Raw genomic sequence first — 25,153 nt, 5'->3', positions numbered from 1 at the left:
CCGTCAGCACCCCTTCCACGGGGTCCAGTCGCCGAGGTAGGCCTCGCGGGTCGCCGACCGGGCCTGGTCGGCGGTAAGTTGGGGCCGGTTGTCGGGGACGGTGATCTCGGCGCCCGGCCCGGTGTTGCGGTACTCGCCGAAGCGCATCGACCGCCAGGGATAGCCGGCCGACATGTTGGTGTAGGGCGCGAGGGCGTCGATACCGGGGCCGAGCCAGGTGTCGCGCACGGTCAGCATCGGGCGGGCGGTGGGGTCGGAACTGGGCACCCAGGGGCGGGCCAGTTTGTAGGCGGCGTCGGGGGCCTCGCTGCTGAGGCGACCGTGCCGGACGAGGTATCCGCGCGGGTTGGCGCCCGCCGTGGAGGGCGCGAAGACGAAGCCGTACGGGGCGGCGGCCAGGTCGGTGCGGTTCAGGGTGCGGAAGTGGCAGTGCTCGAAGACGGCCGTCGCCCGGCCGAAGACGAAGTCGACGTCGCCCTCGACGTAGCAGTGGGCGTAGTACTGGCGGGCGAAGACGCCGAGCGCCGTCGAGTCGGCGTACAGGGTGTCCTGGTGGCCGAGGAACCGGCAGTGGGCGAACGCGCTCCGGTCGCCCTGCACCTTGACGGCGACCGCCTGCGTCCCGGTGATGTCCGGGTGGTCGGCGCGCAGCCAGTCGTTGGCGAAGGTGATCCAGCGGGCGGTGAAGCCGTCGGCCTGCACGGTCGTGGTGGCCGATCCCGTGGTGCCGTGGGTGCCGCCGCCGGGCTTGGGGGTGCCGGCCGCGTTGTCGTACACGATCACCACGTCGCGCGGGTCCCGCGAGGCGCCGATCCAGGTCGCCTCGGTGCGGGTGGCGTCGACGGCGACCGTCTCCCGGTAGGTGCCCGGCGCGAGGACCAGGGTCCGGCCGCTGCCGGTCGCGGCGGTCACGGCGGCCTGGACGGTGGTGAAGTCGCCGCGGCCGTGCGGATCGACGTACAGGGTCCGCGCGTCGAGGCGGCGGGCCGGAGATCCGTACCGGCCGAACGGGCGCGGGCCGCCGGCGGCCAGGGCGGGGGCGGCGGTCGTGAGGCCGAGGGCGGCGCCCGCCCCGGCGCCCGCCACGAGGAAACGCCGTCGGGTCAGGGGAACTTCGGGATGGAGCGAGGGCATGTGGATGCTCCTTCGCGGTGCGGCTCTTAGGGGGTGGGGCCGGGGCCCCGGGGCCCCGGCCGCGTCGGGCGGTACGTCAGCGCAGGTGGCCGGCGCCGGCGTGGTGGTCGACGATGCGGGGCACGGCCCTCGCCGGGTCGACCTTCGTGCGCAGGGTCGGCGTCCAGCCCGCGCCCGGCTGGAGGATCTCGCCGGGGACCTCTGTGTTGTGGACGGCGATCAGGTCGGTCGGGGAGCCGTTGACGTAGTTGTCGTCGGCGGTGACCGGCGCCTCCTTCCACTTCTTCAGGATCTTCCCCGCGCCGGTCCCGGCCGGCAGCGTGAACGCGTTGTGCTCGGCGACGAGCTGGGACTCCATGCCGATGCCGTAGCTGTAGGAGTAGCCCTCGCCCGCGACGAAGTGGTTGTTGAAGGAGTCGACCTGGCCGAAGCGGACGCGCGGGGCGCGTTCGACCAGGTTCGCGAACAGGTTGTGGTGGAAGGTGACCTTGAGGTGGCCGCGGTCGACGGCGGCGGTGGCGGCGCTGTCGCTGTTGCCGATCAGAATCGTCTTGTCGTGGTCGGCGAAGACGTTCCAGGAGGCGGTGACGTAGTCGGCGCCCTTGACGATGTCGAGTTCGCCGTCGTGCTGCTCGTAGATCCGTCCGTAGTAGGTGGGCAGCGTGCTGTCCGGGTGGTCGCCGTCGGTGAAGGTGTCGTGGTCGATCCAGACGTGCGTCGAGCCGTAGACCACCGCGCTGTCGTACTCGGAGTTCCAGTTGCCGTCGGCGGTGTCGGTCGGGTCCCACTGCGGGAAGCAGTCGAGCGGGCTCTCGAAGGCCAGGTTGCGGACGATGACGTTGTCGACGCCTTTGATCTGCAGGCTCGCGCCCTTGAAGCCGGCGTTCCTGCCGACGCCGACGATGGTGGTGTTGGCCGGGACGTTCGCCTTGATGTAGGCGTCCTGCTGGGCGGCGGAGGCGCGGCGCAGGCCCTCGGGGCTGTCGTCGGGCTCGGCGTCCAGGGTCTTGTCGTGGCCCCAGACCGCCGGGTCGTACGTCGTGAGGTAGGCGTCGAAGTCGTACCCCGGTACGGCGAACGAGGCGCAGCTCGGCCCGTCGGCGTCGATCGTGCCCTTCACCTTGATGATCTTCGGCGCGCTGCCGCCGTCGGCGAGGGCGGCCTTGAAGGCGTCCCAGGTGGTGACGGTGTAGACGTGCGCGGAGTCGGCGGCGGCTCCGCCGGTCGTCCCCGTGCCGTGGGCGCCCCAGCCGTCGCCCTTCGCGAGGACCTGGTGGGCCGGGCCGGGGTGCCGGGGCTGGGCGGAGGCGGTGCCGGTGACGGCGAGCACGAGGGCCGTGCAGCCGACGGCCGCCGCTATGACGCGTCCATGACATTCCTGTATGCGCACTGTGCGGGTCTCCTCGGTCAGGAATCCGATGCGGGCGGCCAGGTGATCCAGGACGTGGGAACGTCCTGGTGCAGCCGGATGACGTCGTGCGGCGCCAGCACCCGCGTCCGCAGCAGCTCCCGCGCCACGAGCCGCGCCACGGCGATCGCACCCGGCGGATTGAAGTGCGTGTTGTCCTGCTCGGTGTCGGTCCAGTTGAAGTACGTCTTCGTCGCCTCGGCCCCGAGCTCCTGCCACAGCGCGAGCGACAGGGCCTCGATGTCCAGCAACGCCACACGCTCCTGCCCGGCGAGCGCGCGCATCGCCGCCGGGTAGTCGCCGTGGGTCGGCGACGCGTTGCCGTCCGCGTCGAACTTGCGGCGCTCGACGGGGGTGGCCAGCACGGGGCGGGCGCCGTGCGCGCGGGCGCCGTCGATGTAGAGGCGCAGGTAGTCCTGGTACGTGGTCCAGGGCTCGGTGTAGCGGGCGGGGTCGGCGCTCTTCTCGTCGTTGTGCGCGAACTGGATGAGGAGAAGGTCCCCGGACCGGATCTCGGAGAGAATGGCGTCGAGCCGGCCTTCATCGACGAAGCTCTTCGAACTCCGCCCGTTCACGGCGTGGTTGGCGACCGCGAGCCCCTTGCGGAGAAAGAAGGGAAGCGCCATTCCCCACCCCGTCTCGGGGGCCGCGTCGGCGTATTTCCGGGCGGCGGTGGAGTCGCCTGCGATGTAGAGGGTGCGGTGGCGGCGCGCCGCCTGAGCGGTACCGGTGGCCGCGAGGGTCACGGGAACGGCGGCCAGTGCCGCCAGGCCGACCTGTCTGCGGGTGAGTGACACGACGATGTGCCTTTCAAGCCGGGGGTGGGATCCGCGCCCCCGGTCGGGGGCGCGGATCACTGGCCTGTCAGTGGTTCTGCTTCCAGTCCTCCTGCGCCTTGTTCAGCTGATCGGCGAGCGTGTCCAGGAACTCCTTCACCCCCAGCTTCCCGAGCAGCACCTTCTGGAAGTTCGGCTCGTTGTCCGCCTTGGAGATCGTGTTCCAGTCGGGCAGGTAGTACGGCAGCTGCACGATCTTCGTGCTGGCCCCGTTCAGCGCCTCGGCGGCGAGCTTCGTCGGCTCGGAGGACTGGACCCACGCGTCCTGCGCGGCCTCCGAGTTGGCCGGGACCTGCCCCGCCGTCTCGTTCCACTTGCTGTTGGACTCATGGGACGCGGCGAACTCGATGAACTTCCACGCCGCCGACTTGTTCTTGCTGGACTTGAACAGCGCGAGTCCGTCCACGGGGTTGGACACCTGCACGCGGGTGCCGTCGTCCAGCGTCGGGTTCGCAATGCCCTTGAACTTCCCCGCCAGCGCCTTCTCGTGGTCCGCGTAGGACCCCAGGTTGTGGCTCAGCATCCCGATGGTGCCGGAGTCCCACTGCGCGACCATCTTGGTGAAGTCGTTGTTGACGTCGGCGGACGGGGTGTCCTTCTTGTACAGGCCGACGTACTTCTTCAGCGCGGCCACGTTCTTCGGGTCGTTGACCGTGGTCTTGTCGCCGTTCCAGAACGAGGTGATCCCGCTCTGCCCGTAGATCGCGTCCAGGGCCTGCGCGATCGACCCCTCGCCGCCCCGGATGGTGTATCCGAACTTGTTCTCGCCCTTCTCGGTGAGCTTGTCGGCGGCCGTGTAGAACTTGGTCCAGGTGGTCGGCGCCTCCAGCCCCGCCGCCTTGAACAGGTCGGTCCGGTACCAGAGGGTGCCGTTGTTGGCGGAGGTCGGCACGGTGTACGTCTTGCCGGCGCCGCCCGCCGCCTTGACGCTCTCCAGGAACTTCTCGTTGAGCTTGCCGTTCAGCGGGCTCTTCGCCAGGCGGCTGTCCAGCGGCTCCAGCGCCCCCTGCGCGGCGACCTCGGCGAGCATCGCGGTGCCCACGCCGCCGACGTCGGGCAGGCCGCCGCCCTGGATGGCGGTGTCGTACTTGGACTGGACGCTCGCGGCGGGGACACCGACGTACTTGACCTTGATGTCCGGGTACTTCTTCTCGAAGTCGGCGATGATCTGCTTCCAGACGTCGGTCCGGACACCGCCGTTGTTGTCCCAGAAGGTGATCGTCCCCTTGCCGGAGCCCTCGTCACCCTTGTCGCCCGCGCCGCCGCTGCCGTCGTCGCCGCAGGCGGTGGCGGTCAGCGCGAGCACGGAGCCCAGGACGACGGCCGTGGCGGCGCGTCTGCTTCTGCGGATGCTGCTCTTCATCGGTCGGCCCTCTTCTTCTGGATCCAGCAGAGTCGGCAAGCGCTTGCCATGGAGGTGGGTCATTGCGGCTCCCAACAGGCGTACGGGTGAACTCGGTGGTGATCAGCAGGGGTTGACGCGGAACTGGGTGAAGGTGGCCGACCCGGCGTGCCCGGGTCCGGCGGGTGCGACGGCGAACAGGCCGAGCAGGGCGCCGACCCAGCGCCAGGGGGTGGCGGAGAAGACCGGCCCCGAGGGACGGAAGCCGTCCCCGGTGTCGGCGAAGAAGCGGCAGCGCGCTTTCGGGCCGATCTCGATCCGCAGCCGGGCGTGCCCCTCCGGCGCGAGGCGCGGGTGCTCCGCGTCCCGTTCCCGCTCGGCGACGGCTTCCGCGAACCGGTGCACGAGCCGGACCGTTCCGTCGCCCGCCCGCTGCAGGCCGATCCAGCCGAACGCGTCCCCGAGCACCGCGAGCCCGGCCCGCGCCCCCGGCTCGGTACCGTCCAGCCGCAGCGCGACCTCGACCGCGCAGGGCGTGCCGGGCAGCCGCTGCGTGAGCACGTTCGGGAGTCTGCGCGGGTCGTGGGCGTCGGCCGAGCGGACACAGGTCAGCCGCAGCCCGTCGGCGGAGTGCTGGGTGGCCCAGCCGTCCCGGGGGTTGGCCGTCCACTGCCACTGACGGTCGTACCGCCCGCCGGGGAAGTCGTCGTCGGTGGCGGGCGCGGCGGGCGGCTGCGGCGGCAGATCGGGGCGCTCGTGCACGGCGACGGGGGCGCCCTCGTCCCCGATCACCGGCCAGCCGTCCGCCCCCCAGCGCATCGGCTGGAGGTGCACCACCCGGCCGTACGCGCCCCGCTGCTGGAAGTGCAGGAACCAGTCCTCACCGGACGGCGTGCGCACCCAGCCGCCCTGGTGCGGCCCGTTGACCTCGGTGTCCTTCTGCTCAAGGACGATCTTCTCCTCGTACGGGCCGAAGAAACCGCGCGAGCGGAAGGCGCCCTGCCAGCCGGTCTCCACTCCCCCGGCGGGCGCGAGGATCCAGAACCAGCCGTCGTGCCGGTAGAGCTTGGGCCCTTCGAGGGTGAACCAGCCGGGGATGCGGTCACCGTCGACGATCACCTTGCCCTCGCCGAGGAGCTCGGTGCCGTCGGGGCGCATACGGTGGCCGGTGAGGCGGTTCTTGACGCCGGAGCGGGACCTGGCCCAGGCGTGCACCAGGTAGGCCTCGCCGGTGTCCTCGTCCCAGAGGGGGCAGGGGTCGATGAGGCCCTTGCCCTTCTTCACCGGATGGGGGCGGGCCCAAGGGCCGCGTATCTCGGGGGCGTTGACCTGGAAGATGCCCTGGTCCGGGTCGCCCCAGAAGATCCAGAAGCGTTCGTCGTGGTACCGGAGCGACGGCGCCCACACTCCGCGGTCGTGCCGAGGCGCCGCGAACTCCGCCGCGGGCTCCAGGCGTTCGAGGGCATGGCCGACCAGGGTCCAGTTGACCAGGTCGCGCGAGTGCAGCAGCGGCAGACCGGGGACGCGGCCGAAGCTGGAGGCGGTGAGGTAGAAGTCGTCGCCGACGCGGACCACGTCCGGGTCGGACCAGTCGGCGTTCAGGACCGGATTGCGGTACGTCACTGGCTCACCGCCTTCCGGACCAGTGCCGCCGCCTCGTCCCGGCCCAGGCGGCCGTCGGCGACGACGGTGACGATCCGGCGTACGACGGTCTCCCCCGGCGGGACCGGCAGCCGTTCGGTGTGCGCCAGGCAGGAGCCGACGCCGGGGTATTCGGCGGTGCGCACGAACCACGGGTCCCGGCGGGTCGCGTCCGTGGCCCCGGCGAAGACCAGCGTCCAGCCCCTGCCCGACAGGGCGAGCCAGTCGGCGCGCCCGCCGTGCACCTCCGGCTCGCCCTCGCGGTCGGCGGTGAACACGTCCGGGGCGCCGGCCTCCTTGCGGGCCCGCCAGAAGAAGCCGCCGTAGGCCGCGCCGGGGCGCCCGTTGGTGGCGGGGCTGCCGATCGACAGCGGGCCCCGGGTGACATTGGTGAGGGAGAAGGTGAAGTCCAGCGCCCAGGCGGTGCCGGTGAGTTCGGTGGCGGCGACGGTACGGCGCTCGCGGAGTAGTTCCGCGCCCGCGGCGACCCAGCGCAGTTCCTCCACGAAGCCGTCGGGGTCGCGGAGCTGGAAGGAGGCGTGGCGCTGGCTGCCGTGGTTGTCCAGCTCGGTCGGGCCCCGGTCGCGCAGGAAGGTGCGCCCGCCCCAGAAGTTGTGCCCCTCGACGTCGGGGACGGCGACACCGACGCCGAGGTGGTGGGTGTGGTCGGCGGGGCTGAGCTCGGTGACCGCGGTGCCGGCCAGGGTGGTGACGGGGTGCAGGTAGGGGCGCGGGGAGAGCCGGGAGGGGAGTTCGGGCCGGGTGACATAGCGGGCGACCGGGCGGCCCGCGACGCGCAGGACCGGGGAGTCGGGGTTCGTCATCAGCCGCTCACCTCTTTCGGGACCGGGGTCGTGAGCGCCCAGGGGGCACCCAGCTCGGAGTAGAGGGCGAGGGTGTCGGCCGAGGCCGCGACGAGTGCGTCGATGCCGTGCACCACCCGGCGGTTCGCACCGGGGAGCAGGTGCCAGGCGTCGGGGGGCAGCGGACGGGGGTCGTCGGCCAGCCGGATCGCCTCGACGACCTTCATGAAGGCGCCCGTGGCGTCCGGGGGCACCAGCACGCCGGCCCCGGTGGTGAGGTGCCGGACGAGGTTCTCCAGCAGGTCCGTACGCCCGTACCCGGTCTCCTGCGGGCCGTGTCCCGCGCGCTGCAGCAGCACGCGGTCCTGCTTGTACCAGTAGGTGATCCGGCCGCTGGAGCCGTGCACCAGGACGTAGGGCTCGCCGGGCTCCTCGGCGCACAGGGTCGCGGCGACGGTCACCGGGCCGTGCGCGGTGCCGACGCGGACGCAGGAGGTGTCGTCGGACTCGATGTCGTTCGCCCGCAGCAGCTCGGTCTCGATGCCGGTGACGTCCTCGGCGTGGGTGGCGCCGAGCAGGGCGAGGCCGGTGGCGACGGCGTGGGCGAGGGGGTTGGTGAGCACCCCGTCGACCACGTCGACGCCGTTCAGGCGCCTTCTGCCCGCCCAGGGGGCCCGCCGGTAGTACGCCTCGTCGCGTGCCCAGGCCCCGCCGCCTCCGACGCCCATCACCTCCCCGATCGCACCGTCGGCGATCATCCGGCGGATCGCGGGCACGGCGTGCGAGCCCAGCGACTGGAAGCCGATCTGGCAGGCCACGCCCGCCTCGGCGACCCCGTCGGCCATCCGGCGGAACTCCGCGTACGACGGGGCGGGCGGCTTCTCCAGCAGCAGGTGCACGCCCCTGCGGGCGGCCGTCAGCGCCAGGTCGGTGTGGGTCGGGATCGGCGTGCAGATCACCGCGATCCGGGCGCCGGTGGAGTCGAGGAGCGCGCCGAAGTCGGCGGACTGCTCGGGCGTGCCCAGCCCTTCGGGGATCTCGTCCTCGGCCAGCGGGGTGAGCTCGCAGATCCCCGCGAGCCGGACCAGCCCTTCGCTTCGCAGGCGGCGGATGTTGTCGAGGTGCCAGTGGCCGTGGCCGCGCGCGCCGGCCAGGACGACGGGAACGGCCGTGCTCGTCGGATCCTCCCCGCGCCCGACGTCCGCCGGGGTGGTGTGAGGGGGCCTCATCCCTTCACCGCCCCCGCGCTGAAGCCGGTGATCAGCCACTTCTGGATGAAGGCGAACACGATCACGACCGGTACGGCCGCGATGATGCCGCCCGCGGCCAGGGCGCCCAGGTCGACGCTGTCCGAGCTCATCAGGGTGTTGAGGCCCACCGGGATGGTCTGCTTGCTCTGGTCGGACAGGAACATCAGGGCGAACAGGAAGTGGTTCCAGGCGTGCACGAAGGCGAAGGAGCCGACGGCGATCAGCCCGGGCCGCAGCAGCGGCAGCACGACGATGCGGAACGCGGCGAACCGGTTGCAGCCGTCCACCCAGGCGGCCTCCTCCAGCGAGTACGGCACGTTCCGGATGAAGCCGCTGATCAGGATCATCGACAGCGGCAGCTGGAAGACGGTCTCGGCGAGGACGACACTGCCCAGCGAGTTGATCATCTGCAGCTTGGCGAAGATCTGGAACAGCGGCACCAGCAGCAGCGCGCCCGGTACGAACTGGGAGCACAGCAGGGCCAGCATGAACGCGCGCTTGACGCGGAAGTCGAACCGCGCGAGGGCGTAGCCGCCGGCCAGCGCGACCACGGTGGTCAGGAAGAGGGTGGCGACACCGACGTACACGCTGTTGGTGAAGTACGTGCCGAAGCTCCGCTCGGTCCACACCTTCTGGAAGTGGTCGAAGGTGACCGGCCAGGGCACCAGCGAGGTCGAGCCGGCCGGGCGGAGGGCGAAGAGCAGGATCCAGTAGAAGGGGATGAGGGTGAAGACGAGGTAGATCGACAGGGGGACGTAGATCTGCCGGCGTGGGACCTCGTCCCAGGAGCGGCGCTTTCCGCGCGGCCGGGCCGGTTCGGGCGCCGCGCGCTCGGGCGCGGGGGCGATCTCGGTGATCACTTCTGGTCGCCTCCGAACTTGCTCAGCCGCAGATAGACGATCGAGCAGAAGAGCAGGATCACGAACGCCACCGTGGTCAGGGCGGACGCGTAGCCGAAGTTGTGGGCGTCGACGCTGGTGTTGGCGATGTAGAGCGGCAGGGTCGTGGTCTCACCGGCCGGGCCGCCGCCGGTCAGGGTGTAGAGCAGGTCGACGTTGTTGAACTCCCAGACCGCGCGCAGCAGCGTGGACAGGACGATGGCGTCCTTCAGGTGGGGCAGCGTGATGTGCCAGAACTGCTTGAGCCGGCTCGCCCCGTCGACCTCGGCGGCCTCGTACAGGTCCTTGGAGACGGACTGGAGGTCGGCGAGGATGAGGATGGCGAAGAAGGGGACACCGCGCCACAGGTCGGCGACCACCGCCGCCGGGAACACGGTCGAGGTGTCCGACAGCCAGCTGGTGCCGTAGGAGCCGATGCCGACGTCGGCGAGGTAACGGGTGACGCCGGTCTGGGAGTTGTAGAGCAGCACCCAGATCGCGGAGGTCAGCACGCCGGAGACGGCCCACGGGGAGAAGACCAGCGCGCGGCCCACCGCCCGTCCGACGAAGGTCTGGTTGACGATCAGTGCGAGGGCCAGACCGAAGAGCAGCTGGAGTCCGACCTCGACGACCACCCACTTGGCGCTGAAGGTGAGCGTGTCCCAGAACTGCGGGTCGTCGGTGAAGGCGTGGACGAAGTTGTCGAAGCCCGCGTAGCCGTTCCGCCACGGTTTGGTGGGGTTGTAGTTCTGCAGGCTGTAGTAGAAGACGCTGATGACCGGGTAGGCGATGAAGCCCAGCATGAGCAGGGCCGCCGGGGCGATCAGCAGGTACGGGAGCCTGCGCGGCGTCGCGGAGGCACGGCGCCGCCGGGGTGGCGCGGGCGGTTTCGCCACGGCTGCGGCTTGGGCCATGACTGTTCTCCGTTCTGGTGCGTCGTGCGGTCTCGTGCGGGTGAAGCGCTTTCTCCATGGGCAGGGGCCGGGGCTTCGACGGCCTGCGTGGGGTCAGCCCGCGTACGGGTCCGCGACCTTGCCCGGGCGGGCCAGGAACTCGAAGTCACAGCCGGTGTCGGCCTGGGTGATCTGGTCGTTGTAGAGCGCGCCGTAGCCGCGCTCGTACCGGGCGGGCGGCGGCGTCCACCGCGCCCGCCTGCGCTCCAGCTCCGCCTCGTCCACGTCGAGGTGGAGCGTGCGCGCCTCGACGTCCAGGGTGATCGGGTCCCCGGTGCGTACGAGGGCCAGCGGTCCGCCCACGTACGACTCGGGCGCCACGTGCAGCACGCACGCGCCGTAGCTGGTGCCGCTCATCCGGGCGTCGGAGATCCGCACCATGTCGCGTACGCCCTGCTTGAGCAGGTGGTCCGGGATGGGCAGCATCCCGTACTCGGGCATGCCCGGCCCGCCCTTGGGGCCGGCGTTACGCAGCACGAGGACGCTGTCGGCGGTGATGCCCAGGCCGGGGTCGTTGATGGTGCGCTGCATGGTCTTGTAGTCGTCGAAGACGACCGCGGGCCCGGTGTGCTTGAGCAGGCGGGGCTCGGCGGCGATGTGCTTGATGACCGCGCCGTCCGGGCAGAGGTTGCCGCGCAGCACCGCGACCCCGCCCTCGGCGGCGACCGGGTTGTCCCGGGGGCGGATGACGTCGTCGTCGTGCACCTGCGCGGTGGCCAGTTGGTCGCGCAGGCGATCGTGGGAGACGGTCGGCCGGTCGAGGTGGAGCAGGTCGGTGATCCGGGAGAGGAATCCGGGCAGGCCGCCGGCGAAGTGGAAGTCCTCCATGAGGTACGTCCGGCCGCCGGGGCGGACGTTGGCCAGGACCGGGACCGTGCGGGCGACGCGGTCGAAGTCGTCGAGGGTGAGGCGGATCCCGGCGCGTCCGGCCATGGCGATCAGATGGATCACGGCGTTGGTCGAGCCGCCGAGGCCGAGGACGGTGGTGACCGCGTCCTCGAAGGCCTCCCGGGTGAGGATGTGCGACAACTTCCGGTCCTTGTGGACCAGTTCGACGATGCGCAGTCCGGACGCGGCGGCCATCCGGTCGTGCCCGGAGTCCACGGCGGGGATGCTGGACGCGCCCGGGACGGTCACGCCGAGCGCCTCCGCGGCGGCGGTCAGCGTGGAGGCGGTGCCCATGGTCATGCAGTGGCCGGGCGAGCGGGCGAGGCCGCTCTCCAGCTCGGCCATCTCGCAGTCGCCGATGAGGCCGGCCCGCTTGTCGTCCCAGTACTTCCACATGTCGGTGCCGGAGCCGAGGACCTCGCCCCGCCAGTGGCCCGGCAGCATGGGCCCGGCGGGCACGAAGACGGTCGGCAGGTCGACGCTCGCGGCACCCATGAGCAGGGCGGGCGTGGACTTGTCGCAGCCGCCCATCAGGACGGCGCCGTCGACCGGGTAGGACCGCAGCAGCTCCTCGGTCTCCATGGAGAGCATGTTGCGGTAGAGCATGGGGGTCGGCTTCTGGAAGGTCTCGCTGAGGGTGGAGACCGGGAACTCCAGGGGGAAGCCGCCCGCCTGCCACACCCCCCGCTTCACGGCCTGCGCCCGATCCCTCAGATGCACATGGCAGGGATTGATGTCGGACCAGGTGTTGAGGATCGCGATGACCGGCTTGCCCAGGTGCTCCTCGGGGAGGTAGCCGAGCTGGCGGGTGCGGGCCCGGTGACTGAAGGAGCGCAGTCCGTCGGTGCCGTACCACTGGTGGCTTCTGAGCTGCTCCGGCGACTTCATACGGACCACCCGGCGGCGATGGCGGCGACCTCGGCGCGTTCGTCCTCGGGCAGCGGCCTGCTGGGCGGGCGGACGTCGCGGCGGCACAGGCCGAGGGAGGCGAGGGCCTCCTTGACGACGGTGACGTTGTTGGCGGAGCCGTTCGCGGCGCGCAGCTCCTCGAAGCGGCGGATCTGCTCCCAGACCTTCATGGCGGCCGGGTAGTCACCGGATCGAAGCGCTTCGATCATGTTCAGCGAAACGGCCGGGGCGACGTTCACCAGCCCCGAGGTGAAGCCGGTGGCGCCCGCGGAGAAGTACGAGGGGGCGTACGGCTCGGCCAGACCCGCCACCCACACGAAGCGGTCCAGGCCCGCGTCCCGGGCGAAGGCGGCGAACCGGGCCGCGTCCGGGACCGCGTACTTCACGCCGATCACGTTCGGGCAGTCGTCGGCGAGTTCGGCCAGGCGGGCGCCGGTGAGCTGGGCGTTGCGGATGTACGGGACGACGCCCAGCTCGGGGACGGCCCCGGCGATGGCGCGGTGGTAGTCGACCCAGCCGGACTGCGAGACGTACGGGTGGACGGGCTGGTGGACCATCACCATGTGGGCGCCGCGCTCGCGGGCGTGCCGGGCGGAGGCGACGGCGGTCGGCACGTCGTGCCCGACGCCCACCAGGACGACGGCGCGCTCCCCGGCCTCCTCCAGGGTCAGCTCCGTGACGAGGCGGCGCTCTTCGGGGCTGAGGGCGTAGAACTCGCCGGTGTTGCCGTTGGGGGTGAGGGTGGTGACGCCGCCGTCGAGGAGGCGACGCAGCAGGGCCCGGTGGGCGTCCTGGTCGACGCCGCCGTCCGCGGCGAACGGGGTCACCGGGATCGCCACCACGTCGGCCAGGGCGGCCCGCTGGGTCTCGAACGTCGCGCTCATTCCTGACCTTCCTCTGGCTGGGCGTGGGGGAACGCGCGCCGCACGAACGAGGCGATGTGCGCGTGCAGGGCCGTGGCCGCGCCGTCCGCGTCGCCCTCCAGGGCGAGCCGGAGGATCTCCCGGTGCTCGTCCGCCTCCCGCTCCCAGGAGGGGTCGGCGGCCCAGGCGACGGCGGAGACGAGGGCGGCCTGGTCGCGGACCTCGTCCAGCATCCGGCCGAGCAGCGGGTTGCCGCACGGCAGGTACAGCGCGCGGTGAAACTCCCGGTTGGCCAGGGAGCGTTCGGCGGTGTCGGTGGCGGCGTCGGCCCGGGTCAGGGCGTCGCGCGCCGCGTCCAGCGAGGCTCCGCGCCGCACCGCCCGCTTCAGTGCCTCGGGTTCGAGCAGCAGCCGTACGTCGTAGACCTCGCGCGCCATGTCCGCGTCCACCATGCGCACCGTGACACCCTTGTACTGGCTCATCACCACCAGCCCGGTCCCGGCCAGCGTCTTCAGCGCCTCGCGCACCGGGGTCTTGGACACCCCGAACTGCGCGGCGAGCTCGGTCTCGACCAGCGCCTGACCCGGCGTCAGCTGCCCGGTGAGGATGCGGTGTTTGATCCCCTCCAGCACGAACTGCGTGCGGGAGGGGATCGGTGTGGGCACAGAGGTCATGCGCGCCTCTCGGATCTCACATATCGCGTCTCATATATGACGTACGAAGTACGACGCGACGAACGTAGGAGCGGGCATGTGTTTCGTCAATGCTTCCGGCAAAGGAAGTTGAGGCTGCCGGGGCGGGAGGATCAGAAGGTCCTGGTGTCGCCCTCGCGGGCCGTGTCGGTGGGGCGCACGGCGGCCACGGCGGCGCGTGCGGTCGCCGACTCGCGGGTGAGGGTCGGCCCGACGTGGGTGATGAGCAGCTCCCGCACCCCCGCCGCACGGGCGACCCGCCCGGCGTCCTCCGGCGTCAGATGGACCTGTTCGCCTTCGCGATGCTCGTCGATGTCGGCCTCGCACAGGAACAGGTCGGCGTTGACGGCGAGTTCACCGAGCGCGGCGCAGGGGCCGCTGTCCCCGGAGTACGCGAGGACACTCCCCTGGGACTCGGCGCGCAGGCCGTACGCCTCGGTGTCGTGGGCGACGGCGCGGCTGGTGAGGCGGAGGTTCCAGTGCTGGACGGTGTGGCCGTCGTACAGGGGGCGGAAGTCCAGGATCCCGCTCAGGAAGCTGAGGTCCGACCGGCCGAGGAAGCCCGCCAGCCGCCGGGCGCAGTCCATGGGCGCGTACACCGGGATCGGTGCGGGCGGGGTGAGCCCGCCGAACGCGAAGGCGTATGCGGCGGCGAGCAGGTCGGCGCTGTGGTCCGCGTGCAGGTGCGAGATCCAGATCGCCGTGAGCCGTGCCGGGTCCGTGTGCCGCTGCAACTCCGCGAAGGTCCCGGTACCGGCGTCCACCCACACCTCGGCGCCCCCGCCGCGCAGCAGGTACCCGGAGCAGGGGCGGCCGGGCCCCGGGTGCGGGGAGGCGGTGCCGAGGACGGTGAGGGTGAGGGGCACGCCAGGAGAGTACGTGCCGCAGTGCCGTCCTTACTCACTTTCATCCCATAGGCGTCCATCCCGGATCCCGCCCGCTCAGCCCCACCGCCCGGTCCAGCAGCGGTGCGCCGGCCGGGACGGGGACGACCGGGCCGAAGAGGCCGCCGCCGCGGTCGGTGTCCTCGGCCGCGGCGAGGAGGAAGCCGTACGACGACTCCAGCGCGGCCGGATCGGGGGTGTAGGGCAGGCCGGTGGCGCGGGCCAGGTCCCAGCCGTGGATGACCAGCTCGTCGGCGGCGACGGCGCCCGCGACCGCGCCGGGCAGGTCCACGCCGCCCGCGCGGGTCATCCCGGTCCAGGCGTCCGGGTCGCGCCAGGCCTCGGCCAGTTCGTCCAGGACCTTGGGCAGCTCCTCGCGCCAGCCGGGGCCGATGTCCGGGGCGGCGGCGTCCGGGCTGGTGTCGGTGGTGACGCCCAGGTCCTTGCGGCCGGCGTCGCGGAAGGCGGCGGCGAGGCCGAGGAGGTGGCCCAGCATGCGGTGCACGGCGCAGTCCGGGCAGGGGGTCGGTGCCGAGAGCTGCTCGTCCCTCACGCCCTCGGCGAGCCGTGCCACGACCCGGGTCTGCGGGCCGAGGTCGAGGATGGTGTCGGTCATGGCGTGCTCCTCGGTGAGTGCGGTACCGGTACGGAGGGTGGACCGGCCGGAACCGGGAAACTCATCGGTGCCGCGCTTCGCGGCCGCCGCTGGTCCCGTTCGGCCCGGCGCTCCTCACCACGACCGCCGCACCCGCTCAGCGCGCGGACAGCGCCTCGCGCACCGCCGCCAGGTCCCCGTCCGACGCCAGCCCGGCGTGATACAGCCGGATCTCCGTCGCGCCCCGCTCCCGCGCCCGCTCCGCGTCCGCCGCGAGGATGTCCGGGCTGCCGCCCATGCCGGAGACCACGGTGAAGTTGGCGGCGATCACGGCACCCTCGCGGCCCTGTTCGACGAACGGCGTCAGCAGCCCCGTACCGCCCGCGCACGGGACGACCACACCGTCCGCGACGGACAGGACGTGCGCGGGGTCCACGCCCGCGTTGGCGCCGCAGTGGTACGGCACCGGGTCCGCGTGCAGCAGTACCTGGAAGCCCTCGGGCGCTGCGGCGCGGACGGCGGCGACCGCCTCCTCCTGGAGCGTGCGGGCGGTGCGGTCGCGCCACGCGCGCGTGGCGGCGGCCGTCTCCTCGCCGAGGAGCTTCTCCACGCCCGCCCAGCCCCCGTCGTCGCCCGCGCCCTGCCACAGGGGCTCCAGCGCGGCCCGTACGGAGGCCGCCAGCGCGTCGGCGTCCAGGCCTTCCCGCGCGTAGCCCGCGCGGCAGTCCGGGCAGAAGCACAGCGCCATGAGGTACTGTCCGGCGTCCCCGAGGCCGACGCCGGAGGTCTTGTCGTGGGCGTGCAGGTGCTGGAGGCCGTACCAGCCGAGGGACTCCAGTTCCGTGCCGCGTGCTCCGGGCCGTACGGCGGCCTCGGCGGCCAGGTCGACCAGGTACGCGCGCGTGGCGGGCTGCGCGATGCAGGGCGCCCACGGGTAGCGGTCGCCGTAGGCGTTGACGACCGAGGTGCCGGGGTGCTCGGCGCCGAGGCGGGAGTTGTGCGCGAGGACGACCCAGGTGTGCACCTCCAGTCCGGCCGCCGCGAGGGCGTCGGCGGCCTCGCCGTAGGCGTCGCCGGGGGCCCAGTCCCCGGCCCGGTACGGGTGCGGGGTGCGGCCCGTCCAGCGGTCGCCCGGCGGGTAGAGCACGGCCGCGTGCTCGGCGGTGACGATGCGGTGGCGGGGGTGGCGGGGGGTCAGCGCGCGCGTGGAGTGGTAGGCGGCGGCGAGGGTCACCTGCGCCACGCCGAGCGCGGCGATCCGCGCGGGGGCCTCCGGGTCCCCGTTGACGTCCCAGGGGTAGACGAACGCCGACGCCTTCACGCGTGCTCCTCGAGCAGCGCGTACCCACGCTCGATCAGCTGAGCGAGCTGCTTGACATGATCCTCGGTCGGCTCGTGCAGCGGGGGCCGGACCTCCCCCACGTCCAGCCCGCGCAGCCGTACGCCCGCCTTGACGAGGGCGACGGCGTAGCCGCGGCCCTGGGCGCGCAGTTCGACGAAGGGGCGGTAGAAGTTGTCCAGCAGGCGGTGGGCGGTGGCCTCGTCGCCCGTCTCCAGGGCCAGGTGGAAGGCGAGGGCGATCTCGGGCGCGAAGCAGAACACGGCGGAGGAGTACAGGCTGATGCCGATGCCGCGGTAGGCGAGCTGGGTCTGTTCGGCGGTGGGCAGGCCGTTGAAGTAGAGGAGGTCGCCGGGGGCCTCGGTGCGCACGGCGCTGACGATCCGCTGCATCAGGTCCAGGTCGCCGAGGCCGTCCTTGAAGCCGATGATCCCCTCGGTGCGTGCCAGCTCGACCACCGTCGCGGGGGTGAAGACCGCGTTGTCGCGCTGGTAGACGATCACGGGCAGCTCCGTGGCGGCGGCCACCTCCCGGTAGTGCCGCAGCAGGCCCTGCTGGCCGGGGACGACGAGGTACGGCGGCATGGCGAGCAGGCCGTCCGCCCCGGCCGCCCGCGCCAGCCCGGCGTACCGCACGGCGAGCGCGGTGCCGTACCCGGCGCCCGCGACGACCGGTACGCGCCCCTCGGTCGCCTCGACCGCCGCCCGTACGCAGGCCTCGAACTCCTCGGGCAGCAGGGCGTGGAACTCGCCGGTGCCGCAGCAGGCGAACACGGCGGCGGCCCCGGCCTCGACGCCCCGGCGCACATGGGCGCGGTAGACGTCGAGGTCGACGGAGCCGTCCGGGCCGTACGCGGTGACGGGGAAGAACAGCGGCCCCCGGGGGTCGCTGAGACGAGCGGCGAGCGGGGCTGGCGTCACGGGCTCTCCCTGTCGGTGCATACTTCTGATCGGCGTCTATATTTCTGAACGCGACCACGCTAAAGGCCCCACTCAAGGCGGGTCAAGCACGCGAATGCGCAACACGCGAGCGGATTTCCGCACCCCACGGCACACTTGACCAGGCGCGCCCGATCTTCCTAACGTGTCCACGCATGTGAATGCCGGACATGAATCCGGACGTCGATCCGGACGTGGACAGAGATGGCCGCACCGCCCGAGCCAAGGAGACCCAGGATGCCCGCTCCCCGCACCGTTCTGCTCACCGGCGCCGCAGGCGGACTGGGCACCCTGATGCGGGGCCTGCTCCCGGAGTACGGCTACGACCTGCGCCTGTTCGACGTGCGCCCGATCGAGGACGCACCGGAGGCGATCACCGCGGACCTCGCCGACAAGGAGGCGCTGCGCGAGGCGGTCCGGGGCGTCGACGCGATCGTCCACCTCGCGGGCATCTCCCTGGAGGCGCCCTTCGAGAGAATCCTCAGGGCGAACATCGAGGGCACCTACCACCTCTACGAGGCGGCCCACCGGGAGGGCGTGCCGCGTATCGTCTTCGCCTCCTCCAACCACGCGGTGGGCTTCGCCCCGGCTCCCCGGGAGGGCGACCCGCTCATCCCGATCGACACCCCGCGCCGCCCGGACACCTTCTACGGCCTGTCGAAGTCCTTCGGCGAGGATCTCGCGCAGTTCTACTGGGACAAGCACGGCCTGGAGACCGTCTCGGTGCGCATCGGCTCCTGCTTCCCGGAGCCCACCAGCGTCCGCATGCTCTCGGTGTGGATGAGCCCGGCCGACGGCGCCCGCCTCTTCCACGCGGCCCTGACCGCCGAGGACGTCGGCCACACCGTCGTCTACGGCTCCTCCGCCAACACCCGCCTGTGGTGGGACCTGGGGAGCGCGCGTGCGCTCGGGTACGAACCGCGGGACGACTCCGAGCCGTACGCCGGGAAGCTCATCGCCGAGCAGGGCGAGCTGGACCCGGAGAACCCGGCCCACACCCACCTCGGCGGCCACTTCGTGAGCGACCCGCCGCTCTGGCCGTACTGATCACCGATCCCGCCGACACGGCGGAAAACAGGCTTCGCGGGAGCGGGCGGGCACCGAACGGGCCCGCCCGCTCCCGCATTCGGGCATCCACGCTGCCCGCTCTCACCCCCCGGCGCACGGACCCGCAGGTCCGAGACGGTCACCGGCCAAGCCGAACGGGCACAAACGGTCAGCATCGATCCCGCAACAGACCTGGTCGGTGCCGAAACCTCGCTGTAAAACTTCCCCCATGCCTCCCCCCGGGGCCCGAACGGGCAGCTCCGGCTCGAACGCTCTCGAACGCGCTCGAACGCTCCGGAGGCGAACGCATCGGAAGCACAGCACGGAAGCGGGTGTCGGCGATGACGACGGCGAAGACGGCGAGGACCGCCGAAGAACGCCAGCGTGAGATCGTGCTGATCGCGCGCGCCACCGGCTCGGTCGACGTCACCGCGCTCGCCACCGACCTGGGCGTGGCCAAGGAGACCGTACGGCGGGACCTGCGGGTCCTGGAGGACCACGGCCTGCTCCGCCGGACCCATGGCGGCGCCTACCCCGTGGAGAGCGCCGGCTTCGAGACGACGCTCTCCTTCCGCGCCACCAGTCACGTCCCCGAGAAGCGCCGGATCGCCACCGCGGCGGCCGAGCTGCTCATCGACGCCGAGACGGTCTTCGTCGACGAGGGCTTCACCCCGCAGCTCATCGCCGAGGCACTGCCGAGGGACCGGCCGCTGACCGTGGTCACCGCGTCCCTGCCGGTCGCGGGCACGCTCGCCGAGGCGGAGAACGTCTCCGTCCTGCTGCTCGGCGGCAGGGTCCGTTCCGGCACGCTGGCGACGGTCGACCACTGGACCACGAAGATGCTCGCCGGATTCGTCATCGACCTGGCGTTCATCGGCGCCAACGGCATCTCCCGCGAACACGGCCTCACCACCCCCGATCCGGCCGTCAGCGAGGTGAAGGCGCAGGCGATCCGGTCCGCGCGGCGCACCGTGTTCGCGGGCGTCCACACCAAGTTCGGGGCGGTCAGCTTCTGCCGGTTCGCCGAGGTCGGCGCCCTGGAAGCCATCGTCACGAGCACACTGCTCCCCACGGCCGAGGCCCACCGCTACTCCCTCCTGGGGCCAGAGGTCATCCGCGTCTGACGCCCGGGCCGGCCCGCCCTCCTGAGGGCACCGCACACCCACAACAGTCCCCTTTATCCGCATAAATCCAGGAGCAACACATGCGAACCCAGAGCCGACGGGCGCCCCGCACCCTGATCGCCGTGGCCGCCGCAGGGACGCTGATCACCCCGCTGCTCACCTCCTGTTCGGGCGCCGGCGGGTCCGGATCCGCCGGAGGCGACTCCATCAACGTCCTGATGGTCAACAACCCGCAGATGGTGGAGCTGCAGAAGCTCACCGCCGGCCACTTCACCAAGGACACCGGGATCAAGGTGAACTTCACCGTCCTCCCGGAGAACGACGTCAGAGACAAGATCAGCCAGGACTTCGCCAACCAGGCGGGCCAGTACGACGTCGCCACGCTCAGCAACTACGAGATCCCGATCTACGCCAAGAACGGGTGGCTGCACCCCCTGGACTCGTACGTCAAGGGCGACACCGCCTTCGACCAGGCCGACATCCTCCGCCCGATGACGCAGGCCCTCACCGCCAAGGACGGCAAGCTCTACGGCGAGCCCTTCTACGGCGAGTCCTCCTTCCTGATGTACCGCAAGGACGTCCTCGAGAAGAAGGGTCTGAGCATGCCCGCCAAGCCCACCTGGAAGCAGGTCGCCGACCTCGCCGGCAAGGTGGACGGCGCCGAGTCCGGCATGAAGGGCATCTGCCTGCGCGGCCTGCCCGGCTGGGGCGAGGTGATGGCCCCGCTCACCACGGTCGTCAACACCTTCGGCGGCACCTGGTTCGACAAGGACTGGAAGGCGCGGCTGGACTCCAAGGAGTTCGAGGAGGCCACGCGGTTCTACGTGGACCTCGTCCGGGAGCACGGCGAGGCGGGCGCCGCGCAGTCCGGCTACGCCGAGTGCCTGAACAACATGACCCAGGGCAAGACGGCCATGTGGTACGACGCCACGGCCGGTGCCGGCTCCCTGGAGGCCGACGGCTCCCCGGTCAAGGGCAAGATCGGCTACGTCCCGGCGCCGGTCGAGAAGACCGCGAGTTCCGGCTGGCTCTACACCTGGGCGTGGGGCGTCCAGAAGGCGTCCAAGAACGCCGAGAACGCCTGGAAGTTCATCTCGTGGGCCTCCGGCAAGGACTACGAGAAGCTCGTCGGCGGGAAGATCGGCTGGGCCAACGTGCCGGCCGGCAAGCGTGCGTCGACCTACGAGATCCCGGAGTACCGCAAGGAGGCGGCGGCCTTCGCGGACGTCACCCGGGACGCCATCGCGAGCGCCAAGCCCGACGACCCGGGCGTGCAGCCCCGGCCCGCGCCCGGCATCCAGTTCGTCGGCATCCCCGAGTTCACCGACCTGGGCACCAAGGTCTCCCAGGAGATCAGCTCCGCCATCGCCGGACGGCAGTCCGTGGACAGCGCTCTGCGGAAGTCGCAGCGGTTCGCCGAGACCGTGGCCAAGAAGTACGAGGGATCATGACCGTCACGACTCCCCCCGCCCGGGTCGCCGCCACCGCGCGGCCGGCCACCCGGCCACCGAACCGCGTGCGCGCGTGGGCCACCCGCGCCCCCCTGCTGCCCGCGCTGATCTTCATGGTCGTCGTGACGCAGCTGCCCTTCGTGGCGACCCTGGTCATCTCGTTCTTCGACTGGAACGCGCTGTACCCGGACGACCGCCACTTCGCCGGTTTCGCCAACTACTCCGAGGTCCTGAGCACACCGGAGCTGCGCAGGTCGGTGTGGACGACCGTCCTGCTGACCGTCACGGTGGTGCTGGTCAGCCTGGTGCTCGGACTGATGCTGGCGCTTTTGCTGGACCGCCGCTTCCGCGGCCGGGCCGCCGTCCGCACGATGCTGATCGCGCCCTTCCTGCTGGTGCCGATCGCCGCCGCGCTGCTGTGGAAGCACGTGCTGTTCAACCCCGAGTACGGCCTGTTCAACGGCGTCCTGCACTGGATCGGAGGGGACGGGGCGCCCCAGCCGGACTGGATCTCCGAGATGCCGCTGACGGCGGTCGAGGCATCACTGATCTGGCAGTGGACCCCGTTCATGATGCTGATCCTGCTGGCCGGGCTGCAGAGCCGCGACCCGGAACTGGTCGAGGCGGCCCGCATGGACGGCGCCGGCGACTGGCAGGTGTTCGTGCACATCACGCTGCCGCACATGCGCCGCTACCTCGAACTGGGCGTGCTGCTCGGCTCGATCTACGTCGTGCAGAACTTCGACGCGGTGTACACCATCACCTCCGGCGGCCTGGGGACCGCGAACCTGCCCTACACCATCTACCAGACCTTCTACCAGGCGCATGAGAACGGACTCGCCTCCGCGGCCGGGGTCGTCGTCGTCATCGGCTCGATCGTCCTGGCGACCTTCGCCCTGCGCGTCGTCTCGTCCCTGTTCCGTGAGGAGGTGTCCCGCGGATGACCACGACCACCACCCCCGCCCCGCGGCGGATCCGCTCCGGCGGCCGGCTCCGGGGGGCCGCCCTGGCGGTCGCCGCCTGGCTGGCCGGCCTGCTGTTCGTCCTGCCCATCCTCTGGATGGTCCTGACCTCCTTCCACTCGGAGGCGGACGCGGCGACCAACCCGCCCTCCCTCGCCGCCTCGCTCACTCTGGACAGCTACCGCGAGTTCTTCGGCCTGGGCGGGGGCGCCTCCCCCTGGCCCGCGCTGATCAACTCGACGACGGCCTCGGTGGCCTCCACCCTGCTGACGCTGCTGCTCGCGCTGCCCGCCGCGTACGCGTTGTCCATCCGGCCGGTGCGGAAGTGGACCGACGTCCTGTTCTTCTTCCTGTCGACCAAGATGCTGCCGCTGGTGGCGGGGCTGCTGCCGATCTACCTGTTCGCCAAGAACTCCGGTCTGCTCGACAACATCTGGGCGCTGGTCATCCTCTACACGGCCATGAACCTGCCGATCGCGGTGTGGATGATGCAGTCCTTCCTCTCCGAGGTGCCGGTCGCGATCATCGAGGCGGCTCAGATCGACGGCGCGAGACTGCCGACGATCCTGGGGCGCGTGGTCGCCCCCATCGCGCTGCCCGGCATCGCCGCGACAGCCCTGATCTGCTTCATCTTCAGCTGGAACGAACTGCTCTTCGCCCGGGTGCTCACCGGCGTGGTGGCCGAGACCGCCCCCGTCTTCCTGACCGGCTTCATCACCAGCCAGGGCCTGTTCCTGGCCAAGGTGTGCGCCGCCTCGCTCGTCATCTCCCTGCCGGTGCTCGCCGCGGGGTTCGCCGCCCAGGACAAGCTGGTCCAGGGCCTGTCGTTGGGAGCCGTGAAATGAAGGCCGCCGTCATCGAGTCCGTGGGCCGCGCCGTCGTCACCGAGGTCCCGGACCCCACGCCCGGCCCCCGCGAGGTCGTCGTCGAGGTCGCCGCCTGCGGGCTGTGCGGCACCGACCTGCACATCCTCCAGGGCGAGTTCGCGCCCAAACTCCCCATCGTCCCCGGGCACGAGTTCGCGGGCGAGGTGGTCGGGGTGGGCACTCAGGTCACGGAGCTGGCGGTCGGCGACCGGGTGGCGGTGGACCCCTCCCTGTACTGCCACGAGTGCCGGTACTGCCGCACCGGCCACAACAACCTCTGCGAGCGGTGGGCCGCTATCGGCGTGACCACGGCGGGCGGGGCAGCGCAGTACGCGGTGGCACCGGTGGCCAACTGCGTGAAGCTCCCCGAGCACATCCGCACCCAGGACGCGGCCCTGGTGGAGCCCCTGTCCTGCGCGGTGCGCGGCTACGACGTACTGCGGTCGCGCCTGGGCGCCCATGTGCTGATCTACGGCTCCGGAACCATGGGCCTGATGATGCTGGAGCTCGCCAAGCGCACGGGCGCGGCGAGCGTGGACGTGGTGGACGTCAACCCGGCGCGGCTGGAGACGGCGCGGCGGCTGGGGGTGTCGGCGACCGCCGGGAACGCCGACGAACTCGACCGCCCCCGGGGCTGGGACCTGGTCGTCGACGCGACCGGCAACGCGGCGGCGATCCAGGACGGCCTGGACCGGGTGGCGAAGGCGGGGACGTTCCTGCAGTTCGGGGTGGCCGACTACGCGACGCGGGTGACCATCGACCCGTACCGGATCTACAACCAGGAGATCACCATCACCGGCTCCATGGCCGTCCTGCACAGCTTCGAACGCGCGGCCGAGCTGTTCGCGAACGGGGTACTGGACCCGGAGGTCTTCATCAGCGACCGGATCCCGCTGGAGCGCTACCCGCAGGCGCTGGAGCAGTTCGCGGCGGGGGTGGGGCGGAAGATCGTGGTGGTGCCGTAGGCGCGGGGGCGGCGGGAGCCGCGGGGGCGACGGGGCCGCGGGGGGGGGGGGCGAGACCCGTCGGCCCGACGGCCCTCTGCGGACCCCCTCCCCCCGTACGGGCGTCGGGTAAGGGAACGGTAAAGCGCCCTCGCTCGTTCACCCGGCATGACAGCTATGACCCCTGGCTCGAACATCCCTCTGTCCGCCTCCCGCGTGGCGGTGGACGTCGCCGCGCCGGTGCGGCTCGACGTGTCGGGCCTGCTGCTGACCGCTGACGGCAAGGTGCGCTCCGACGACGACTTCATCTTCTACAACCAGCCCAGCGGACCGGGCGTGACCTACCGGTCGGGCGGTGGCGCGGCACCCGACGCGATCATCGTCGACACCGCCGCCGTGCCGCCCGGCATCGAGAAGATCGTCGTCACGGCGAGCCCGGACGCCGCCGGGCAGACCTTCCAGGGCATCGAACCCACGGCGACCATCCGCGACGCGGACGACGGCTCCGCCCTGGCCACCTTCACGCCGCCGCAGCTGGGCACCGAGACGGCGCTGGTGGTCGTGGAGATCTATCTGCGGGGCGGCCAGTGGAAGGCCCGCGCGGTCGGCCAGGGGTACGCCAACGGGCTCGCGGGCATCGCCACCGACTTCGGCGTGACGGTGGAGGAACCGGCCCCGGCACCAGCCGCGCAGCCGGCCGCCCCTCCCGCCGCGCCGGTCACCGCTCCCCCGATGCCCGCCGCTCCCCCGGCTCCGCCCGCGCCGCCCGCCCCCGGCGCCGGGAAGGTCAACCTCGACAAGGGCCGGGTCAGCCTGCAGAAGAACCAGACCGTGTCCCTCGTCAAGGGCGGCAGCCCGCTGCTGTCGCAGGTCAAGATGGGCCTCGGCTGGGAACCGGCGTTCCGCGGCAAGGACATCGACCTGGACGCGTCGGTCATCGCCTACGGCCCGCAGCGCAACCACATCGACAGCTGCTACTTCGGCAAGCTCAAGATCCTCGGCGGCGCCGTGAAGCACTCCGGCGACAACCTCACCGGCGAGGGCGGCGGCGACGACGAGGTGATCACCGTCGACCTCGGCCGCCTCCCCCAGGAGGTCACCGGTCTGGTCTTCACCGTGAACTCCTTCTCCGGCCAGAAGTTCACCGAGGTCGCCAAGGCCTACTGCCGCCTCCTGGACGCCACGACCGGCGAGGAGCTGGTCCGCTTCGACCTCACCAGCGCCGAACCCCAGACCGGCGTGATGATGGCCAAGCTCGTCCGCCAGTTCTCCGGCGAGTGGGACATGACCGCCCTGGGCGACTTCGTCAAGGCCCGGACGGTACGGAACATGGTGCAGCCGGGCGCCGGGGCGCTGTAGGGCGGGGCCCGCCGGGTACCGGGGCGCCATCACCGTCGAAGTGTGTT

Annotated in this window: 23 protein-coding genes; 7 read left to right on the top strand and 16 right to left on the bottom strand. The window is 71.7% G+C overall.

The genetic code is table 11. The features are described from left to right. Positions 1 to 3 precede the first annotated feature (3 nt). The 16 genes from ACZ7L0_RS10825 to ACZ7L0_RS10750 all read right to left on the bottom strand — a co-directional run bounded on the left by ACZ7L0_RS10825 (position 4) and on the right by ACZ7L0_RS10750 (position 17,335). A complete protein-coding gene (locus ACZ7L0_RS10825; RefSeq protein ID WP_471242092.1) occupies positions 4 to 1,134 on the bottom strand; it encodes a pectinesterase family protein in 1,131 nt (376 codons plus the stop codon). Between the two features lie 76 nt (positions 1,135 to 1,210). Continuing rightward, positions 1,211 to 2,524: a pectate lyase family protein gene (locus tag ACZ7L0_RS10820; protein WP_471242091.1), complete on the bottom strand. Its 1,314-nt coding sequence runs from the start codon at positions 2,522 to 2,524 to the stop codon at positions 1,211 to 1,213. A gap of 17 nt (positions 2,525 to 2,541) precedes the next feature. Continuing rightward, a complete protein-coding gene (locus tag ACZ7L0_RS10815) occupies positions 2,542 to 3,339 on the bottom strand; it encodes a rhamnogalacturonan acetylesterase (protein WP_471242090.1) in 798 nt (265 codons plus the stop codon). Between the two features lie 67 nt (positions 3,340 to 3,406). After that, on the bottom strand, positions 3,407 to 4,741 hold the full coding sequence (locus ACZ7L0_RS10810) for an ABC transporter substrate-binding protein (RefSeq protein ID WP_471242089.1): 1,335 nt from the start codon (positions 4,739 to 4,741) through the stop codon (positions 3,407 to 3,409). Between the two features lie 102 nt (positions 4,742 to 4,843). Continuing rightward, a complete protein-coding gene (locus tag ACZ7L0_RS10805) occupies positions 4,844 to 6,343 on the bottom strand; it encodes a glycoside hydrolase family 43 protein (protein ID WP_471242088.1) in 1,500 nt (499 codons plus the stop codon). Continuing rightward, positions 6,340 to 7,185 carry a DUF6807 domain-containing protein gene (locus ACZ7L0_RS10800; RefSeq protein ID WP_471242087.1) on the bottom strand — a complete coding sequence of 282 codons (846 nt, stop codon included), beginning with the start codon at positions 7,183 to 7,185 and terminating at the stop codon, positions 6,340 to 6,342. The genes ACZ7L0_RS10805 and ACZ7L0_RS10800 overlap by 4 nt, the downstream gene beginning before the upstream one ends. Next, the gene (locus tag ACZ7L0_RS10795; protein ID WP_471242086.1) at positions 7,185 to 8,393 is read right to left on the bottom strand and encodes a Gfo/Idh/MocA family protein; all 1,209 of its coding nucleotides are present in this window, start codon (positions 8,391 to 8,393) and stop codon (positions 7,185 to 7,187) included. The genes ACZ7L0_RS10800 and ACZ7L0_RS10795 overlap by 1 nt, the downstream gene beginning before the upstream one ends. Next, positions 8,390 to 9,274, bottom strand: a complete 885-nt coding sequence (locus ACZ7L0_RS10790) for a carbohydrate ABC transporter permease (protein ID WP_471242085.1) — start codon at positions 9,272 to 9,274, stop codon at positions 8,390 to 8,392. Before ACZ7L0_RS10790 ends, ACZ7L0_RS10795 begins: the two co-directional genes overlap by 4 nt. Beyond that, entirely contained in the window at positions 9,271 to 10,206 is a 936-nt protein-coding gene (locus ACZ7L0_RS10785; protein WP_471242084.1) for a carbohydrate ABC transporter permease, read from the bottom strand. Before ACZ7L0_RS10785 ends, ACZ7L0_RS10790 begins: the two co-directional genes overlap by 4 nt. A gap of 93 nt (positions 10,207 to 10,299) precedes the next feature. After that, positions 10,300 to 12,021 (bottom strand): L-arabinonate dehydratase, encoded by a 1,722-nt coding sequence (araD, locus tag ACZ7L0_RS10780; RefSeq protein WP_471242083.1) that lies wholly within the window; start codon positions 12,019 to 12,021, stop codon positions 10,300 to 10,302. Beyond that, positions 12,018 to 12,926, bottom strand: coding sequence for a dihydrodipicolinate synthase family protein (locus tag ACZ7L0_RS10775; protein ID WP_471242082.1), 909 nt, complete (start codon positions 12,924 to 12,926; stop codon positions 12,018 to 12,020). Before ACZ7L0_RS10775 ends, araD begins: the two co-directional genes overlap by 4 nt. After that, a complete protein-coding gene (locus ACZ7L0_RS10770) occupies positions 12,923 to 13,579 on the bottom strand; it encodes a GntR family transcriptional regulator (RefSeq protein WP_471242081.1) in 657 nt (218 codons plus the stop codon). The genes ACZ7L0_RS10775 and ACZ7L0_RS10770 overlap by 4 nt, the downstream gene beginning before the upstream one ends. 131 nt (positions 13,580 to 13,710) lie before the next feature. Continuing rightward, positions 13,711 to 14,463: an MBL fold metallo-hydrolase gene (locus ACZ7L0_RS10765; protein ID WP_471242080.1), complete on the bottom strand. Its 753-nt coding sequence runs from the start codon at positions 14,461 to 14,463 to the stop codon at positions 13,711 to 13,713. A gap of 40 nt (positions 14,464 to 14,503) precedes the next feature. Further along, positions 14,504 to 15,097, bottom strand: a complete 594-nt coding sequence (locus ACZ7L0_RS10760) for a TIGR03086 family metal-binding protein (protein WP_471242079.1) — start codon at positions 15,095 to 15,097, stop codon at positions 14,504 to 14,506. A 136-nt stretch (positions 15,098 to 15,233) separates the two neighbouring features. Continuing rightward, the gene (locus tag ACZ7L0_RS10755; protein ID WP_471242078.1) at positions 15,234 to 16,397 is read right to left on the bottom strand and encodes a hypothetical protein; all 1,164 of its coding nucleotides are present in this window, start codon (positions 16,395 to 16,397) and stop codon (positions 15,234 to 15,236) included. Beyond that, positions 16,394 to 17,335 carry a 5-dehydro-4-deoxyglucarate dehydratase gene (locus ACZ7L0_RS10750; protein ID WP_471242077.1) on the bottom strand — a complete coding sequence of 314 codons (942 nt, stop codon included), beginning with the start codon at positions 17,333 to 17,335 and terminating at the stop codon, positions 16,394 to 16,396. The genes ACZ7L0_RS10755 and ACZ7L0_RS10750 overlap by 4 nt, the downstream gene beginning before the upstream one ends. A gap of 255 nt (positions 17,336 to 17,590) precedes the next feature. On the opposite strand from ACZ7L0_RS10750, the gene ACZ7L0_RS10745 reads away from it, so the two are divergent. From ACZ7L0_RS10745 to ACZ7L0_RS10715, 7 genes are all read left to right on the top strand, one after another. Then, a complete protein-coding gene (locus ACZ7L0_RS10745; protein WP_471242076.1) occupies positions 17,591 to 18,400 on the top strand; it encodes an NAD-dependent epimerase/dehydratase family protein in 810 nt (269 codons plus the stop codon). Between the two features lie 341 nt (positions 18,401 to 18,741). Next, the gene (locus tag ACZ7L0_RS10740) at positions 18,742 to 19,524 is read left to right on the top strand and encodes a DeoR/GlpR family DNA-binding transcription regulator (RefSeq protein WP_471242075.1); all 783 of its coding nucleotides are present in this window, start codon (positions 18,742 to 18,744) and stop codon (positions 19,522 to 19,524) included. Between the two features lie 80 nt (positions 19,525 to 19,604). Next, positions 19,605 to 20,975 carry an ABC transporter substrate-binding protein gene (locus ACZ7L0_RS10735; protein WP_471242074.1) on the top strand — a complete coding sequence of 457 codons (1,371 nt, stop codon included), beginning with the start codon at positions 19,605 to 19,607 and terminating at the stop codon, positions 20,973 to 20,975. Further along, positions 20,972 to 21,919 (top strand): carbohydrate ABC transporter permease, encoded by a 948-nt coding sequence (locus tag ACZ7L0_RS10730; protein WP_471242073.1) that lies wholly within the window; start codon positions 20,972 to 20,974, stop codon positions 21,917 to 21,919. The genes ACZ7L0_RS10735 and ACZ7L0_RS10730 overlap by 4 nt, the downstream gene beginning before the upstream one ends. After that, a complete protein-coding gene (locus tag ACZ7L0_RS10725; RefSeq protein WP_471242072.1) occupies positions 21,916 to 22,782 on the top strand; it encodes a carbohydrate ABC transporter permease in 867 nt (288 codons plus the stop codon). The genes ACZ7L0_RS10730 and ACZ7L0_RS10725 overlap by 4 nt, the downstream gene beginning before the upstream one ends. Next, positions 22,779 to 23,768: a zinc-dependent alcohol dehydrogenase family protein gene (locus ACZ7L0_RS10720; RefSeq protein ID WP_471242071.1), complete on the top strand. Its 990-nt coding sequence runs from the start codon at positions 22,779 to 22,781 to the stop codon at positions 23,766 to 23,768. The genes ACZ7L0_RS10725 and ACZ7L0_RS10720 overlap by 4 nt, the downstream gene beginning before the upstream one ends. A gap of 156 nt (positions 23,769 to 23,924) precedes the next feature. Continuing rightward, complete coding sequence (locus ACZ7L0_RS10715) at positions 23,925 to 25,106, top strand: TerD family protein (protein ID WP_471242070.1); 1,182 nt, start codon at positions 23,925 to 23,927, stop codon at positions 25,104 to 25,106. Positions 25,107 to 25,153: the final 47 nt, after the last annotated feature.

The sequence above is a fragment of the Streptomyces sp. NPDC039424 genome (genome assembly GCF_055639495.1).
This window is presented reverse-complemented; position numbering and strand designations above follow the sequence as displayed.